At 47.3% G+C, this 16,092-nt stretch carries 18 protein-coding genes; 13 read left to right on the top strand and 5 right to left on the bottom strand.

Annotation, left to right across the window (positions count from 1 at the left end; all coding sequences use genetic code 11):
- Nucleotides 1–7: 7 nt before the first annotated feature.
- The gene (locus BUB35_RS00780; protein ID WP_072848029.1) at nucleotides 8–427 is read left to right on the top strand and encodes a hypothetical protein; all 420 of its coding nucleotides are present in this window, start codon (nucleotides 8–10) and stop codon (nucleotides 425–427) included.
- On the opposite strand, the gene BUB35_RS00775 is transcribed toward BUB35_RS00780, so the two are convergent.
- Complete coding sequence (locus BUB35_RS00775; protein ID WP_072848028.1) at nucleotides 402–950, bottom strand: DJ-1 family glyoxalase III; 549 nt, start codon at nucleotides 948–950, stop codon at nucleotides 402–404. The genes BUB35_RS00780 and BUB35_RS00775 overlap by 26 nt on opposite strands.
- A gap of 173 nt (nucleotides 951–1,123) precedes the next feature.
- On the opposite strand from BUB35_RS00775, the gene BUB35_RS00770 reads away from it, so the two are divergent.
- The 3 genes from BUB35_RS00770 (at nucleotide 1,124) to trmB (ending at nucleotide 3,716) form a co-directional block, all read left to right on the top strand.
- Entirely contained in the window at nucleotides 1,124–1,588 is a 465-nt protein-coding gene (locus BUB35_RS00770; protein WP_072848027.1) for a CYTH domain-containing protein, read from the top strand.
- Nucleotides 1,589–1,738: 150 nt separating this feature from the next.
- A complete protein-coding gene (locus tag BUB35_RS00765) occupies nucleotides 1,739–2,977 on the top strand; it encodes a hypothetical protein (RefSeq protein WP_072848026.1) in 1,239 nt (412 codons plus the stop codon).
- 82 nt (nucleotides 2,978–3,059) lie between these two features.
- On the top strand, nucleotides 3,060–3,716 hold the full coding sequence (gene trmB, locus BUB35_RS00760; protein WP_072848025.1) for a tRNA (guanosine(46)-N7)-methyltransferase TrmB: 657 nt from the start codon (nucleotides 3,060–3,062) through the stop codon (nucleotides 3,714–3,716).
- A gap of 220 nt (nucleotides 3,717–3,936) precedes the next feature.
- Here trmB and BUB35_RS00755 read toward each other — a convergent pair whose 3' ends face one another.
- Entirely contained in the window at nucleotides 3,937–4,173 is a 237-nt protein-coding gene (locus BUB35_RS00755) for a putative signal transducing protein (protein ID WP_072848024.1), read from the bottom strand.
- An 18-nt stretch (nucleotides 4,174–4,191) separates the two neighbouring features.
- The gene (locus BUB35_RS00750) at nucleotides 4,192–4,545 is read right to left on the bottom strand and encodes a TIGR04076 family protein (RefSeq protein ID WP_072848023.1); all 354 of its coding nucleotides are present in this window, start codon (nucleotides 4,543–4,545) and stop codon (nucleotides 4,192–4,194) included.
- A gap of 135 nt (nucleotides 4,546–4,680) precedes the next feature.
- On the opposite strand from BUB35_RS00750, the gene BUB35_RS00745 reads away from it, so the two are divergent.
- On the top strand, nucleotides 4,681–5,019 hold the full coding sequence (locus BUB35_RS00745; protein WP_072848022.1) for a PadR family transcriptional regulator: 339 nt from the start codon (nucleotides 4,681–4,683) through the stop codon (nucleotides 5,017–5,019).
- Nucleotides 5,006–6,589: a permease prefix domain 1-containing protein gene (locus tag BUB35_RS00740; RefSeq protein ID WP_072848021.1), complete on the top strand. Its 1,584-nt coding sequence runs from the start codon at nucleotides 5,006–5,008 to the stop codon at nucleotides 6,587–6,589. The genes BUB35_RS00745 and BUB35_RS00740 overlap by 14 nt, the downstream gene beginning before the upstream one ends.
- A 211-nt stretch (nucleotides 6,590–6,800) precedes the next feature.
- On the opposite strand, the gene BUB35_RS00735 is transcribed toward BUB35_RS00740, so the two are convergent.
- Together BUB35_RS00735 and BUB35_RS00730 are read right to left on the bottom strand one after the other, a co-directional pair.
- The gene (locus tag BUB35_RS00735; protein ID WP_072848020.1) at nucleotides 6,801–7,685 is read right to left on the bottom strand and encodes a CPBP family intramembrane glutamic endopeptidase; all 885 of its coding nucleotides are present in this window, start codon (nucleotides 7,683–7,685) and stop codon (nucleotides 6,801–6,803) included.
- A gap of 96 nt (nucleotides 7,686–7,781) precedes the next feature.
- Complete coding sequence (locus BUB35_RS00730) at nucleotides 7,782–9,044, bottom strand: AI-2E family transporter (RefSeq protein WP_072848019.1); 1,263 nt, start codon at nucleotides 9,042–9,044, stop codon at nucleotides 7,782–7,784.
- Between the two features lie 318 nt (nucleotides 9,045–9,362).
- Here BUB35_RS00730 and BUB35_RS00725 point away from each other — a divergent pair, with 318 nt between their 5' ends.
- The 7 genes from BUB35_RS00725 to BUB35_RS00695 all read left to right on the top strand — a co-directional run bounded on the left by BUB35_RS00725 (nucleotide 9,363) and on the right by BUB35_RS00695 (nucleotide 16,037).
- The gene (locus BUB35_RS00725) at nucleotides 9,363–10,325 is read left to right on the top strand and encodes an AAA family ATPase (RefSeq protein WP_072848018.1); all 963 of its coding nucleotides are present in this window, start codon (nucleotides 9,363–9,365) and stop codon (nucleotides 10,323–10,325) included.
- A 1-nt stretch (nucleotide 10,326) separates the two neighbouring features.
- Entirely contained in the window at nucleotides 10,327–11,187 is an 861-nt protein-coding gene (locus BUB35_RS00720) for a DUF58 domain-containing protein (protein WP_072848017.1), read from the top strand.
- Between the two features lie 259 nt (nucleotides 11,188–11,446).
- Complete coding sequence (locus BUB35_RS00715) at nucleotides 11,447–12,328, top strand: BAR domain-containing protein (protein ID WP_072848016.1); 882 nt, start codon at nucleotides 11,447–11,449, stop codon at nucleotides 12,326–12,328.
- 175 nt (nucleotides 12,329–12,503) lie between these two features.
- Entirely contained in the window at nucleotides 12,504–14,132 is a 1,629-nt protein-coding gene (locus BUB35_RS00710) for an ABC-F family ATP-binding cassette domain-containing protein (RefSeq protein ID WP_072848015.1), read from the top strand.
- 5 nt (nucleotides 14,133–14,137) lie between these two features.
- Nucleotides 14,138–15,169 carry a low-specificity L-threonine aldolase gene (ltaE, locus tag BUB35_RS00705; RefSeq protein ID WP_072848014.1) on the top strand — a complete coding sequence of 344 codons (1,032 nt, stop codon included), beginning with the start codon at nucleotides 14,138–14,140 and terminating at the stop codon, nucleotides 15,167–15,169.
- Nucleotides 15,170–15,174: 5 nt separating this feature from the next.
- On the top strand, nucleotides 15,175–15,456 hold the full coding sequence (locus BUB35_RS00700) for a LysO family transporter (RefSeq protein WP_072848013.1): 282 nt from the start codon (nucleotides 15,175–15,177) through the stop codon (nucleotides 15,454–15,456).
- Nucleotides 15,453–16,037, top strand: a complete 585-nt coding sequence (locus BUB35_RS00695) for a LysO family transporter (RefSeq protein WP_072848012.1) — start codon at nucleotides 15,453–15,455, stop codon at nucleotides 16,035–16,037. The genes BUB35_RS00700 and BUB35_RS00695 overlap by 4 nt, the downstream gene beginning before the upstream one ends.
- Nucleotides 16,038–16,092 lie beyond the last annotated feature (55 nt).

The following is a 16,092-nucleotide window of genomic DNA, read 5'->3' as shown; positions in this document are numbered from 1 at the left end:
GGGTTTTATGGCAACATTTTTGGAGTATTATGAGCGGGAAATCATGTCCCGCCTGACCATGGCAGACCTGATACTGAAAACCGGACAGGAGCCTTATGATCTGACGCAGATGCTTTCCTGCCTGCAATTATCAAAAGAACAGGCGGAAGGTCTGCTGGAAACAGCCCTTGTCAGGGGCATCACACGGAGCCAGTTCCTTTCGCTGCTCCAAAAGGGTGACAGCGTCATTTGCCGGATGTTTCAGCGGGAACTCAGCTGCGGCTTGCCTGCTGCCTATACACCGGCGCAGATTTCCTACATCTATGACTTAGACTTGGAGCAGGTGGAACAGGCAGCGGAACAGACGGGACTCAATCCCTGTCAGGGGAAAAGCCTGTCCCGTCTGTTTTCTGCCATTGATCTTAGTCGTACACAGTACTGGTTCTAAGTTTGTCAGCTACTTCTTTGCCAGCCAGTGCTTCTACCAATGTGATGGCGAAAGTCATGGCTGCGCCGGGACCTTTGCCAGTGATGACATTGCCGTCGCGGCATACTTTGTCAGCAACGGGTGTTGCACCGATGAGGCGGTCTTCCATGCCGGGATAAATGGTGGCTTTTTTGCCCTGCAAAATGCCCAGATGTCCCAGTACCATGGGAGCGGCACAAATAGCGCAGACAAATTTGCCTTCTTCATGGAATTTCAGCAGGAGTTTGCCCAATGCTTCGTTGTCCTGCAGATTCTGTGCGCCGGGCAGTCCGCCGGGCAGAATCAGCATATCTGCTTCAGATGCCACTTTTTCGTCAAAGAGCATGTCCGCACGATAAGTAACCCCGTGAGAACCTGTTACAGACAGTGTGCCCGCAAGAGAAACAAATTTTGCGTCCAAGCCTGCTCTGCGCATAAAGTCCAAGGGTGTCACAGCTTCCATTTCTTCGAAGCCGTCTGCCAGAAAAACCAATGCTTTTTTCATGTGAAAAACACCTCCGTTACTGTTTTTGGCATAGCCAAATGTTGTGATGATTGTTTACTGATTTTATTATATGCGTTTTTTTGTTTTTTTTCAATGGAACAAAAAGAAGGGCATCTCAAATGGATTGACAGCAGGTTTTGAAGCGGGTATCCTAAGGGAAAAGGAGGCGTGTTATGGAAATCGAACGGAAGTTTTTGACCAAGGAAGTGCCTTTTTCTCTGGCGGATTTTCCCGCGCGGAAAATATCCCAGTGCTATATCAGCATGTCCCCCACCATCCGTCTGCGGCAGTGGGATGACCGTTATATCCTGACCGTAAAGGGAAAAGGACTGCTGGCGAAAGAGGAGTTTGAGTTAGAAATCACCAAAGAGGAGTATGACCATCTGCTGACAAAGGCAGAAAGCCCCGCGGTGGAAAAAGTGCGGTATCTGGTGCCGTTGGAGGATGGTTTGACAGCGGAAGTGGATGTGTACGAAGGAAAGCTGACAGGGCTTATGACCACGGAAGTGGAATTTCCTACGCTGGAAGAAGCGGAAGCTTATGAACCGCCCTACTGGTTTGGGAAAGACGTTTCCTTTGACCATCGGTATAAAAACACCAGTCTGTCTTTGCATGGCATACCGGAAGAACGGGAATGAAAAAACGGCTGTTTATGCAGCCTGAGCAGTTTCCCTTAAGAAATCAAGACAACAATGTTTTCTTAAGGGGAGGCTGCTTTTTTTTGCGTTCTTTTTTCTTTTCCCCCAGCATAGACTGTATCGGAAAGACAAGCAAAGGGGAGAAGAAACGTGTATCAACGGCGATATGATAAAGTGTATCTGATGCTGCGGCAGGAAACGGCAGGCTATGGCATGGGCAGTCGGGGACCTTGGGGCAGCTGTATTCTGGAAATCAAAAACGGACAGGGAAAACTGACGGTGGCGGTGGAAGGACTGCGCCCCCTTATCCATGGACAGTATCAGGTCTATGGGCTTTTGGCAAAGGATGGGGAATGTAAAGGGATTTCCTGCGGTGAGTTGGCTGTGAACAAACAGGGGCACGGAGAAATGGCATGGGATTTTGACCCGGATGCATTGGGCAGCGGTTATACTGTTGAGGATTTATTTGGCGTTACCGTGACAACGGAAACGGGAAACACCCTGTCTGCGCCCTTGACTGCTTATGTAGGGGAAAAACGGCAGTGGCAGGCTCTGTTTTCTCCTTTGGAGGAGGAACCTGTGTTGCAGGCGGCGGAAACAGCTGTGCTGGAACGCCCCGTTTTGGAAGAAAAAACCAAAGTGATTGAATTACCCAAGAAAGAGCCAGAACTGAAAGTGGAAAGAAAAGAAGAAAAACCGGACATCACCCAGCAGGCAGCACCTGCAAAGGAACAGCCGGATTTTTCCTACCATGGAAATTTCCGTGGATTGTTGAAAAAATTCCGTCAGGAAATGGCGGAACTGGAGGAAATGGGCATCCTGACGGCGGAAGAAAGCGCAAGGATATTGGGGAAAAAGTCTGTGGAAGCCGCAAAGAACGGAGAGGACTATCGAGAGGTTCCCATAGAGATTATCAAGAAGGAAGAACTGCCCAAAGAGCAGGAGCGGGTTTCCTGGGTGGAAGCGGATGAACCGGCACCGGATGAAAAACAGGAAGAAACCTTACATACAGAAACCCAAAAGGCAGAGGAATGTGAGAAAACAGAAGAACAGGAGCCCAAAACAGAGGTGGCATGGGATTTCTTTGCGAATAACCGCCGCATGACGCCTTTTGGTGATGGAACGCCGTGGATTTGCATTTCTCTGAAAGAACTTCTTTATTTTGGGGAAATTCCTTCTCAGCGCCAGCGGGATTTCTTTTTCCTGCTGTGTTATCATCGCTATGGGCATCTCATCCTCCATGAAGGAAAAGACGGCATGGAGATAGGTCTGCCGGACAGCTATGACAGCAGTGCCCGCCGCCGGGCAGAAGGGCTGGGCTTTACAGAATTTCGTCCTTTGCCGGGACAAAAGGACATGGGTTACTGGATTGGGCTGCTTTCCCGCTAGGAACTTCCAAAAAACCGTTGCGGAATTTTCGTTTCGATAGTATGATAAATACAATGCGAATCTGAAAAAAAGGAGCAACATCATGAGAATACGGAAAAAACCTTGGGCAGAGGAAGAACTTGCCCAGAACGACCATGTGATGAAAAACGCCGAAGCCCTGAAAGGCAAATGGCGGGAATATTTTGGCAATGACAATCCCATTTATGTGGAAATCGGCTGCGGCAAAGGCGGCTTCATCCGCAAAAATGCCGAAGCATATCCCCATATCAATTTTGTGGGCATTGAACGGAATCTGAGTGTTGTGGCAGTGGCGGCAAGACGCACAACAGAAGAACTGCCTAATCTGGCACTGGTGTGGGATGATGCGAAAAAACTGTCCGACTTCTTTGAAGTAGGAGAATTCCAGCGTCTGTATCTGAATTTCAGCGACCCATGGCCAAAAAAACGGCAGTATAAACGCCGCCTGACTTACAGAGGCTATTTGCAGAGCTATCGGGAAGCCTTCGGTGACAAAGGGGAAATCTTCTTCAAAACCGATAACCGGAATCTCTTTGAGTTCTCCCTCAATGAATTCTGCGCCGATAACTGGAAACTGTCCAACATTTCCTTAGACCTGCACAACAGTGACTACGAAGGCAATATCATGACAGAATATGAAGAAAAATTCTCTTCTCAGGGTATGCCCATTTATCGTCTGGAAGCTCGTTACGGTATGGAAGAAGAACAGAAAAAAGACTGAGATTAAAAAAGCACGAAATCTAAAGCAAATTCCCCTTAAGAAAACATTGATTTTTCTTTTCATTGATTTCTTAAGGGGAATTGCGACGGCTGTCTTCATAAGAAAACATAACAAAAATGTTAATAAAAAATAAGAAAGCCAAAATCCTTTGTATCATAAGGGTTTTGGCTTTCTCTGTTTTCTTATGAAGATGCCCCTAAGAGATTTCGTGCTTTTTCTATTAGGAAAGTGTGCCCCCTCGGATCAGAAAAAGGGCTTCATCCACCTGATCTTTTTTCACATAAAAGGTATAAGAGATTTTTACGGAATTGACGCCGCCAAAGCCGCTGAAGGTCATGCTTTGGTTGACGTTGTCCATTTTGACGCGGTAAGGGATATTGTTTTCTACCAGAAGATTGAGGATACGTTCTTTTTCCGCCGCGGTGGATACGGTGATGCATTTTGTCATTCGAACCATAGTGTTCCTCCTTTTGCTTTAGGCTTTTCGGGGTATGGGATCATAAGAGAGTTTGGCAGGCAGGTCTGTAGCCTCCAGTTTGAAAATTACAGGACGCAGACCATCGTTGCAGGAACAGATGGCAACGCCGGGCTGACGAATCCAGTCGCCGAAATAGAATACATCTTTTCCAGCACCATGGGCAAGAGCGAAAACATATTGGTAAATGGCTTTCCATGCTTCGTCACAAAAGCCTTCGGGTTTGGCATAATCAGCGTAGAAAACCTGTCCTGCCTCCATCATGGGACAGGCGGTAAGTCCCGATGCGCCGTATTGAGCAGCAAGCTCTTGATCCAACGTGGTTTTCAGAACAGTGATTTTGACTTGATTCATAAAATCCCTCCTTTTGAGGTTTGCAGATGTTTTTCTGATTATACCATATCTTTTGATGCTTTTTCAATTTCCGTATATTGACATATATAGATTGTCGATATATTATATAGATAATCTATATATGGAGGTGAAAAGATGGCACAGGAAAAAGGCGTAGGCAATACATCTGTCTTGATTTTGAAATTGCTGGAAGAAAAGGACATGTATGGCTACGAAATGATTGAAACGCTGGCGGCTCGCTCTGACGACACCTTCCGATTGAAGGCAGGAACCCTTTATCCCATACTCCATGGGCTGGAAAAAGAAGGTTTTGTCACATCCTATGAGAAAGCGGCAGAAGGGCGCACCAGAAAGTATTATCGTCTGACAGAAGCAGGCAAGGGGGAACTGGCAAAACAGACGGAACGGTGGAACGCCTATGCGGCGGCAGTGCACAAGGTATTGAATGGGGGTGCTTGTTGTGCAGGGATTTAAAAAGATATGGAGCAGATGGAAAGCATGGCTGTCTGCGGAGACACTGTCGGAAAAAGATCTTATGCGGGAGGAAATGGCAGACAGATTTAGTAGCTATCTGGCAGAATGCCGGAAAGCATGGAAGGCAGCTGGCATGACAGTGGCAGAACAAAAAGAGGCAGAGGAAACAGAAATTTCTTTGATTCTGGAAAAAATGGAGAGCGAAGAAAAGGCGGAAGAAACACAACTGCTTTCTTCTTCTGAAATGCAGAACTATGTAGATACGGTCTGTGACCAGATTCGCTGGAAACAGACCAGAAAAGCAGTGGCAGAGGAACTCACAGACCATTTGCTTTTGCAGAAGGAAGCCTTTCTGGCGGAAGGATTGTCGGAGGAAGCAGCGGAAAAACGCACTGTGGAGGAAATGGGTGACGGCATTGCGGTAGGTATGGCGCTGGACAGAACCCATCGTCCAAAGCCCCAATGGCAGATGGTATTGGTGGCTGCTGTGTTGTTATCCATGGGACTGTTCTGCCGATTGACCATTGATGAGGTATCTTTTGGTGTGGATATGGCAGTGCCGGTGCTTTTGGCTGCGGCGTTGTTTGGAGCAGCCTATTTTCTGGATTTTACCCTGCTGGCAAGAAAAGCAAAATGGGTGATTCTGTTATTTCTGGCAATGCTGATTTTGTTGGTTCCTTTTGTAGAGAAAAGCGGCGGAGAGAGCGTATTTTTCTTTTTTGATTACGCTTATGCCTTGACCGGGATTGCTTTGCTGGCGCCTTTGCCTTTTCTTTCTGTACTGTTTTTCATGAGAGGGAGAAAAGAAAGAGGATACTGGCTTTGCTGGCTGGCAATGGCAGTATTGGCAGCGCTGCTGTTTTCTTTCGGAAAAATTTCTATGGTGTTGATTTTTTCTATCTCTGCCTATGGTGCATTTGTTGTGGCAGTGGGTGCAGATTGGTTTTCCATGGGAAAACAGAAGGGAAAACGATTACTGGCTTTGACAACGGGGGCTGGCATTGGAGTAGGAACACTGGCAATGTTTGGAATACCTGCCATGCGATTTCGTCTGAGTTTTGCTGTTGCGCGGATGGCAGGCGGGGAGTTTGAAGGCGGTTATTTTAGATATCTGGTGGAAAATATCTGGGAAAACTGTCGTTGGCTGGGCAGAGGAACCCTTCCTCAGAACGAAATGGCAATGAGCGTACGGCTTGTGCTTTCTCAAAGACAGGATTTGTTCAGCAATGACATTTTGCTGTCCAGACTGGGTTTTGCCTATGGAAAACTGGCGGTGGCACTGGTATTGGCGGTATTTGCACTGTTTTTCCTGCTGTCTTTTCAGCAGATTCGGAAGCAGCGCAGTGCTTTTGGGCAAATGACAGCCCTTTCCATCTGGTTGGTGCTGCTTATGCAGACCGTATTCTTTACGGCTTATAATCTGGGATTTATGTTGGTGGCACCTTATGCTCTGCCTTTGGTGAGCTATGGCAATACAGTGCTGTGTATTAACGCTTTGCTTATAGGGTTGCTCTGTTCCGTATTCCGTCGGGGTGAAGGCGTACGGGATAAAGATTTGGCAGCGGCATAAAAAAAGAAAGAATGTTAAAGCAAATTCCTCTTAAGAAAACATTGGTTTTCCTTTTCCTCGATTTCTTAAGGGAAATTGCGACGGCTATCTTCAGAAGAAAACATATCAAATAAAATCATAAAAAATAAGCAAGCTGGAATCCTCTATATCATAAGGATTTCAGCTTGCTTTGTTTTCTTATGAAGATGCCACTAAAGCATTCTCTCTTTTTTTAGTTCCAATAAAGATTTGGCAGAACACCGAAGAAAATGAAGATTGCCACAATGATCCAGAAGGAAGCTGTGAATATCTTTTCTTTGGGCGCATCTGTATCTGCTGGTAAAGCAGGCGTCGGTGCAGGGTTGCGCCGCAGGAACAGATACATGAGCAGTGCCAGGAAAGGCAGGAAGATCAAACATTGCAGACCTGTGCTCAACAATTCCTGGGTGAAAGAAAGTTCCTCCACAACACCTTGCTGGGGTGTCTGGGCGGTGGCAGCAACACAGTTTAATGCGTTGATGAGAAAATGGGGCAGCATAGAGGCAAAGATGGAGCCGGTACGCTGTACCATAAACGCGAAGATGGCACCCAGCAGAAAGGCGTATAATGCCTGCTGGAGATTCATGTGCAGCATAGCAAACATCAGTGCACTCATCAGCAGCGCTTTTTTCGCTCCTAAGCTTCGATAGCCGTGAAGGGCAGCGCCGCGGAAGAGCAATTCTTCAAAAACAGCGGGCTGTACGGCAATGACGAACAGCATAGAAAAGAGTGAACTGTCGTTGAGTTCTCCCATGGCTTGCTCTACCAGATTAGGTTGGAGGGGAGATGTGAGCACCACAATCATGGAAATGAAAGGCAGTGCGCAATAAGCGATGCCAAGGCAGAGCAGTGCATTTTTCCAGTTCAGCGGTCTGAGGGAAAAACATTCCTTCACCGAAACCTTCTCTGTCTTTACATAGATGACCAGCATGGGAATGAATACCAAAAACTGTAGGATGATGTTTGCCAAGTCTGAAGGCAGAGCCAGAAAGTTTATCAGCAAAAGCCCCAGTATGGTAGAGCCAAGCATGAAGAAGAGAAATACGAACAAAAAGTATTGGTTTGTGCGTCGTGCCATAAAATTCCTCCTTAAATAAAAAACTTCCGGCGCAGGGAAAAGAAGGCCCTTTCCCCGCCCGAAAGTTCCATGTTCCATTTGTGTTGTCTGCAAAGCTCAGCTTTCCGATTCCTGCTCTGCATCAGATGTACCGATGGCTGCCGCAGTCTTATATTTTTTGTCATATTTGCGGTTGATATAATCCGTACAGAACATTTTGATAGTAGCAAAAATGGGTACCCCGATAAACATGCCTAAAGGTCCCATGACAGCACCGCCTACCACAACGGCAAGGATGATCCACAGGGGGCTGATGTCCAGAGAGTTCCCCAGAATCTTGGGTCCCAGGAAGTTGCCGTCAAACTGCTGCAAAGCAAGAATGAACAGACCGACCCATACCCCATGGATGGGGCTGATGAGCAGTGTGATGATGACTGCGGGAATGCCCCCCAGAAATGGTCCGAAATAAGGGATCATGTTGGTCACGCCGATGATCAGACTCAGCACCAAAACCAGAGGAGCTTTGATGAGGGTCAGACCAATGAACGCCAGAATGCCGATGATCAGGGAGTCCAGGGCTTTGCCAACGATGAAGCTCTGGAAGATATTGTGGATACGGCTGCCGTTATAGAAAATACGATTTGCTGTTTTTTCGGAAGTCAGAGCGTAGATGACTTTCCGCAGCTGGCGCAGAAAGTTTTCTTTGTCAAAGAGCATGTAAAAGGCAATGAAGATGGCCATGATCAGATTGAATACGAAACGTCCCATGGTAAAGACATTGCCGATGAATGTGGTCAGCATTTTGGAAATTCCGTCGGAATCCTGAAGGAATGCCAATTCGCCGCTGCCTGCCTGCAGATTTTCGGAAACGCCCAGAACCGGTGTCAGCAGTCGGTTGATGATGTTGTTTACATCTTCCCCGTCGATGAAATCCACCTGCATGAACAAATCTTCGATCTTCTGGTTCAGTGTTGCCGTATAAACAGGAAGCTGTTTTGCGAAGCTGACGACAGATGTTTTGATCTCCGGCACCAGATAAATGGCGATCCAGATGATGCCGCCAATGACCAGTGTGTAGATCAGCGTAATGGCAACCGCACGGGTCACCCGCGGATGCCGCTGGAAAAAAGAGTTATTCTTCATGGTATGCCGTTCAAAGAAATTGATGAAGGGATTCATGACATAGGCAATCATAAAGCCCATGAGAAACGGCAGACACAGACCCTGTGTCACTGTAAGAAATGTATGTATGGTATTGCTGATGCTGGGCAGGTTGCCTGCAACTTTTTCAAAAAGCACTGTGGCTGCCAGTACCGCGAACACATATACAGCAATTTTAAAATAAGGTTGATCTGTTTTTTTCCAATCCCATTTTTTCAATGTCGTTGCGCTCCTTTATATTTCGTGATTCCATTCTATCCTACTATACTATGATTTTATGGAATGTGCCATATGGTTTTTGTAAAAATTTTCGGAAGCGTCTGCGATGGTGGGGGAATGTGAGAGAAAAATGGGATTTTCTCCATCTTTTTTCCACATGCTAACGATTATATATGGAAACCAAAGCGGGAACAAGGGCAGAAGTTTAAGAAAAACATAATTTTTTCCGCCGAAAAGATTACGTTTTTCCCAGCGCGTTGACGGGGATTTTTTTGCTGTTTATAATAAAGAAAAATCGGTCAGAAAGGCGGAAAAACCATGGAAGAAGAAAAGATTCAGCAATTTGCGTCAGATTTTTTTCGGGTGGAAGAAGAGATTGGCAGCGTGATCATCGGACAGAAAGAACTGGTCAGGAATGTGCTGACAGCAATGGTTGCGGGGGGCAACGTGCTGCTGGAAGGCATGCCGGGTCTGGGGAAAACACAGCTGGTCAAAGCCGTGGGGGACGCTGTTGACCTGCATTTTTCCAGAATCCAGTTCACGCCGGACTTGATGCCTGCCGATGTAACAGGCACAACGGTCATGAACCGGGAAGAAAACGGCAATATGTCCTTTGTATTCCGCAAAGGTCCTATCTTTGCCAATCTGGTGCTGGCAGACGAAATCAACCGCGCCACACCAAAGACCCAGTCAGCGCTGCTGGAAGCCATGCAGGAACATACGGTCACTGGCGGCAGTCAGACATACCGTCTGGAAGAACCGTTTTTTGTGCTGGCAACCCAGAACCCACTGGAAACAGAAGGCACATATCCGCTGCCGGAAGCCCAGATGGACCGTTTCCTGTTCAAGCTGGATGTAGCTTTCCCAAATAAAGAGGAATTGATGAAGATTGTCCTTTCCACTACCGACGGCAAAGTTCATCGGGCATCCAAGGTTATGGACGGCAAAAGACTCCTTCAGATGCGGGAAATTGCTCAGCAGGTGCCCGTGGCAGAACCTGTGGCGGAATATCTGATGGATTTGATTTTGAAAACCCATCCAGAAAATCCCGAAGCGCCGGAAGTGGTGCGGCAGTATGTGCGTTATGGGGCAAGCCCTCGTGGTGCCCAGGCAGTTTTGCAGGCGGCAAGAATTTTTGCCCTGCTGGCAGGACGCTATCATGTGGCTTATGAGGACATCAAGCAGGCGGCAAAACCTGCCCTCAGACATCGTATTTTCCTGAACTTTGAAGGCATGGCAGAGGGAAAAACTCCCGACGAAATTATAGAGGCGTTGTATTGAAATGGAAACACTCAGGGAAGCACTGACAAAAGAATATTTGAAACGGCTGGAAGAAATGGCAATCCGCTTGAAACACCGCCTTTCCACAGACGGTTACAGCGGCGCCAGACGTTCCATGGCAAAGGGCAGCTCTCTGGAATTTTCTGATTACCGGGAATATGCTGCCGGAGACGATTTGCGGCGGGTAGACTGGAATGGTTTTGCCCGTTTCGGCAAACTGTATCTGAAGCTGTTTTTGGAGGAAAAACAGGCTTCTGTCCATGTATTTCTGGATTGCAGCCGTTCCATGGAACAGGATGGAAAATTCTTAGCGGCAAAGAAACTGGCGGCATCTTTTGCCTATGTAGGTCTTTGCGGCGGCGATCAGGTGCATCTGTTTGCCTTTGGGGATACTCTCCGGGCACAGAAGCGGAATCTGGCACAAAAGGGACGTTTCTTGGAAACCGTGGATTTTCTGGACAAACTGGAAGCAGTCGGGGGGACTGCGCCTTTGTCCGCAGCCATGGGATGCGGTCCTTTGCGGCGGGGCATTGCCGTTGTGATTTCCGATTTTATGACAGACAATGGCATCGAAGATACGGTGAAGCTGCTCCAGCAGAAAAAACAGGAGGTTTTGCTGGTACAGGTTCTTTCTAAGGAGGAGGAAGAACCGAAAGTTGGCGGCGCTGTTCGTCTGGTGGATGCGGAAACGGGAGAAACCAGAGATCTGGAGCTGAACGAAGCCATGGCAGCTGCGTACAAAAAAGCCCTCATGAAACAACGGGCAGCCCTCCGGGAATTTTGCAGCCGCAGGGATGCTGTTTTCGCTCACGTTTGTGAGGATGAAGACCTGTTAAGGGTGTTATACGAGATGATGAGATAGAACGGAATAAAAAAAGACTGTCTTTCCGGGGGGATTGGGCAGTCTTTTTTTGAAATTTTGGAAAAGGAAAAAGTGGAGCAAAGGGGTAGTTCTCAGGGGAAGAACAGAGGGTCAGTGGAGGAAATCTTACAAGAAAGAAGCGAAATTCTTATATTTTTCTGAAACATTGGCATTCCCCTTGCAATGAAAACTGTTTTTCGCTACAATAAAAACAGAAAGGATACCCATGCAGAAATTGCGTAGGATAGGGGGTTAGGAAATGAAGAACTTTTTCAGAGCAGCAAAAATCTGTTTGGCTGCCACTGCGGTTGTTTGTCTGGCAGCTTGCGGAACACCCGAAAATGCGGAGAATACAACGCAGACGGGAATGACTCCCGCAGAATATGCAACAGCAGCGCTCCAGAGCTTGGAAGAAGCGAGCAGTTATAAAGGCGCGGTCAATGTGGTTTCCAATATGCAGGGCAGCAATGACAGCACAGAAGTAACGGTTTTCCAGATCAAGGAACCTTTCTGTATGCAGATCACAGAGACCCTGAACGCTGCAGGCGGACAGAGTTATTCCACACAGCGGTATCTGGAAGCGGAAGATACCAATGTGAATCTGTTTATGAATTATAACAACCAGTGGACAGAAATGTCTTTGGAAAAAGATGCGGCATTGGATTCCGTGCAGATTTATGATGTGCGGGAAAATATGATCACACTCCTGCAGCATACATCTGGCTGGCAGGAAACAGCAAGAGAAAACAAACAGGTGACACTGCAGGGCACATTGCCGGCAGCGGATGTATATGCCGTTGTGGAAGGCGGAAAACTGCTGCAGCTGGCTGGGATGAGCGGCATTGCGGAAAATTATTATGAAGGTGTGGCAGATGTTCCTGTGACCTTCGTATTCAAAGAAGATACAGGCGAAGCAGTATCCTGTCATATGGACCTGGGCAATGCATTGCAGACAGTGACAAACAATGTACTGAAAGAACTGCAGGCAGACAGCGCAGGCATTACCGTACAGGAATACGGTGTAACCATGGATATTTCTGATCTCAATGGCGTGCAGTCCATTGAAATTCCCACAGAAGCTCAGGGCGCCATCAATTATGAACAGGAAATCACCAGCATGAACGAAAGTGATGCGGCGTAAGAAAAAAAGATTTTCAACGGTTGTGTATGAAAAAACATACATGACCGTCTTTTTTTGGGGCAAAAATCCCGCAAAAATGCAAAAATCATGGATTTGGGCTATATTTTGCGGGGCAGATGCGCTATAATAGGAAAGATTTGAGTCAAAAAGAACAGAGAAAAGGAGAAAAACAAACATGATCGCAGCACAAGGTGTAAGCTTACAGTACGGCGGACGCGTACTGTTCAATGATGTGAACATCAACTTTACCAAAGGCAACTGCTACGGACTCATTGGTGCCAACGGTGCCGGCAAGTCCACATTTTTGAAAATACTGGCAGGGGAACTGGAACCCAACAAAGGTTCTGTATTCATCACCCCCGGCGAACGTATGGCAGTACTGAAACAGGACCACTTCATGTTCGACGAATTTGAGGTTGTGGAAACTGTTCTGTATGGTCACAAACGTCTTTATGACATTATGAAGGAAAAAGAAGCCCTTTATGCAAAAGAGGACTTTTCCGATGAAGATGGGATCAAGGTTTCCGAACTGGAAGGGGAATTTGCGGAGCTGGACGGCTGGTCTGCCGAATCCAACGCAGAAATCCTGCTGAATGGTCTGGGTGTTACCAACGAATTCCATTATGTAAAAATGAAAGAACTGACTGGTACCCAGAAGGTGAAAGTCCTGCTGGCACAGGCGCTCTTCGGCAATCCTGACATTCTGCTGCTGGACGAACCTACCAACCATCTGGATCTGCACGCCATCAAATGGCTGGAAAACTTCCTGATGGACTTTGAAAATACCGTGATTGTCGTATCCCATGACAGACATTTCCTGAATAAAATCTGTACCAACATCGCCGACATCGACTATGGCAAAATCACCATGTTCGTTGGTAACTACGATTTCTGGTACAGCTATACACAGATGACACAGCGTCAGCTGAAAGACCAGAACAAGCGCGTGGAACAGAAAATCAAAGAACTGCAGGAATTTATCCAGCGTTTCAGCGCCAACGCTTCCAAAGCAAAACAGGCAACCAGCCGTAAAAAACTGCTGGATAACTTGCAGATGGATACCATCAAACCTTCTTCCAGAAGATATCCTTTCTGCAGCTTCAAACAGGATAGAGAAGTGGGCAATGACGTACTGCTGGTAGAAGGTCTGTCCAAGACCATTGATGGCAAAAAAGTGCTGGATAACGTAAGCTTTATGATTCGTCCTAATGACAAAGTTGCTTTCGTAGGCAAAGACGAAATTGCAAGAACTACACTGTTCCGTATCCTCATGGGTGAGCTGGAACCCGATGAAGGTACTTTCAAATGGGGTATTACCACAAAGACAGCTTACTTCCCCAAAGACAATGCGGAATACTTCGACGGCTGCCATGATTCTTTGATTGAATGGCTGCGTCCTTTCGCAAAAGAAGGGGAACAGTATGACGCGGATATCCGTGGCTGGCTGGGCAGAATGCTCTTCAGCGGCGAAGAAGCCCTGAAAGAAGCAAACGTTCTTTCCGGTGGGGAAAGAGTACGCTGTATGCTGTGTAAAATGATGATGAGCGGCGCAAACGTTATGATTCTGGATGAACCCACTAACCATCTGGATCTGGAATCCATCACCGCACTGAACGAAGGTCTTATGGAATACAAAGGCACACTGCTGTTCGATTCCCATGACCATCAGTTCACACAGACCATTGCAAACAGAATCATCGAGATTCTGCCTGGCGGCATCATCGACAGACAGATGACCTTTGACGAATACATTGAAAGTGAAGAAATCGACGCAATCAGAGAAAAAATGACCGGGGAGGTGTAATCAGAATGATTAACGGAAAAATCGACTTGAGAAGCGACACCGTAACGGTGCCCACCGAGGAAATGCGGAAAGCCATGTATGAAGCTGTTGTGGGCGACGACGTTTATGGCGATGACCAGACTGTAAACGAACTGGAAGCGCTGGCAGCGGAAATCATGGGCAAGGAAGCTGGTCTGTTTGTACCCAGCGGCGTGATGAGCAATCAGCTGGCACTGTTTACCCATGTGAACCGTGGGGAAGAAGTGATTCTGCCTGATAACTGCCATATCGTAGCCCATGAAGCAGGGGCGGCTGCTATCATCGCAGGTGCACAGCTGCGTACGGTACAGAATGTGGGTGGGGAAATGCCTCTGGATATTATCGAAAAATATATCCGCAAAGACCCTGACGACATCCATCAGCCCAAAACAGCACTGATTACCTATGAAAATGCCGATTCCGACGGTCAGGTAAGAAGTCTGGAATACATGAAGAACGTAAGAGAACTGGCTGACAAATACCACCTGCCGATCCATCTGGACGGCGCACGTATTTTTAACGCAGCTACCGTTTTGGGTGTAGAAGCAAAAGAAATCGCGCAGTATGCGGACAGCGTTTCCGTTTGCCTGTCTAAAGGTCTGTGCGCGCCTGTAGGCTCTGTACTGGTGGGCAGCAAGGAATTTATTGCCGTTGCCAGAAGAAAACGTAAAATCATCGGCGGCGGTATGCGTCAGGTAGGTATCCTTGCGGCAGCAGGCAAAATTGCCCTGAATGTCATGTCTAAACGCCTGCAGGAAGACCATGACAATGCAAAATACATGGCAGAAGCCCTTTGCGGTGTGAAAGGTCTGGAAGTTTATAAAGAAAGACAGCAGATTAATATGGTATTTTTCCGTTTGAAAGATTATCCTCTGTCCTCCGCGGAATTGGTGGACTATATGGCAAAACATGATGTTATCATCAACGGTGAAGATAACGGCATCATGCGTTTTGCAACTCATAAATATGTTACAAGAGAAGAAATCGACAAAGTGGTCGATCTGATGAAACAGGTATAAGACTTATGGCGAAGATATTTATTGTACTGGCTTTGGGGTTTGTGGTGGGCTTCCGTGGCATCCTCAAAGAAAAAGGACTGAAGATCAACGCCAAACTGCAAACTGTTTGGCTGATGCTGCTCATATTCTGTATGGGAGTCAGCATCGGCAGAAATGGTGACATCATACAGGCTTTGCCGTCTTTAGGCGGCAAGGCTTTGTTGTATGCGGTTTTGGCGGTGATTGGCTCCATTGTGGTGGTGTATCTGCTGACAAAGGTGTTTTTGCGGAAGGGGGCAAATGAATGAGCAAAGCGATTCTCATTGCCCTTGTGCTGGGCATCGGCGCAGGTGTTGTCATGCCGGAGGGCGTCAGCGGCTTTCTGGATACGGCATCTTCTTATATGCTGCTGATCCTGCTTTTTTCCGTGGGCATTGATATGGGCGTAAATCGGGAAGTATTCGGGCAGATTCGCCGGATGGGTCTGCGGATACTGGTGATTCCTCTGGGGGTCGTTCTGGGCTCTCTGGCAGGGGGCGCAGTTTGCGCTATGATTCTGCGTATGGATGTAAAGGAAGGTCTTGCCATCACTTCCGGTTTGGGGTGGTACAGCCTGTCCGGTATCCTCATGACAGAGGCAGGCAATCCCATTGGCGGTACCATTTCCTTCCTGTCCAATGTGTTCCGGGAAGTGCTGACCTTTCTGCTGGTGCCTGTACTGGCTGGCAGAAACGTCTATACAGCCATTGCTCCTGCAGGCGCAACGGCTATGGATACCACATTGCCCCTGTTGAGTAAGTATACAGACAGTAAGACAGCCATACTGGCTTTCGTCAGCGGTGTCATCTGCACATTGGCTATGCCAGTGCTGGTTCCGCTGTTTTGTTAAAAAAATTGAAAAAAGTGTTGACAAAGTTCTGGTTTTGTATTATGATATCCAAGTC

The organism is Anaerotignum lactatifermentans DSM 14214 (assembly GCF_900142265.1).
Lineage (GTDB): Bacteria > Bacillota > Clostridia > Lachnospirales > Anaerotignaceae > Anaerotignum > Anaerotignum lactatifermentans.
This window is presented reverse-complemented; position numbering and strand designations above follow the sequence as displayed.